1 protein-coding gene is annotated in these 575 nt (G+C 76.7%); it reads right to left on the bottom strand.

All coding sequences use genetic code 11. The features are described 5' to 3' along the window. On the bottom strand, positions 1 to 464 hold a 464-nt coding region (ruvA, locus tag HMPREF3099_RS07220; protein ID WP_083323595.1), incomplete at its 3' end, for a Holliday junction branch migration protein RuvA. Positions 465 to 575: the final 111 nt, after the last annotated feature.

Genomic DNA, 575 nt, shown 5'->3' with positions numbered 1-575 from the left:
CCGTCGGCCGCCGCGGTGGGCGCCGGGTCGACCACAGCCACCTCGCCCTCGGCGCCGACGGGCACCGCGGGCAGCTTTCCGGCGAGCTCCAGCACCAGCCGCTGTGCCCCCTTCTTCCCGATGCCGGGCACGCTCGTCAGCGCGGCCAGGTCCTCGGCCGCCACTGCCCGGGCCAGCTCGGCCGGGGAGAGCACGGCCACCAGCGCCAGCGCCAGGCGCGGCCCCACGCCGGAGACCGACTGCACGGTCTCGAACACCTCCCGGGTGTCGTCGTCGAGGAAGCCGTACAGGGTCATCGAGTCCTCGCGCACCACGAGCGAGGTCGCCAGGCGGGCCGGCTGCCCGGTGCGCAGCTCGGCCGACACCTGCGGGGGCACCAGGACACGCCGGCCCACGCCGCCGGTCTCCAGCACGACGTGGTCCAGGCCCACGTGGGCCACGGTTCCCTCCAAGGAGACGATCACGGGGTCCTCCTGCTCGTTCGGGCCTTCTGCTCTGCCGCGCGCCACCGCTCGGCGGACCGCGCCCGGGCCTCGGACTGGGCGGCCACGGCCGCGTCCCAGCGCGCGCCGGTG

The organism is Kytococcus sp. HMSC28H12 (genome assembly GCF_001816045.1).
Lineage (GTDB): Bacteria > Actinomycetota > Actinomycetes > Actinomycetales > Dermatophilaceae > Kytococcus > Kytococcus schroeteri.
The sequence above is the reverse complement of the archived record's forward strand: the minus strand, read 5'-3'. Positions and strand labels throughout refer to the sequence as shown.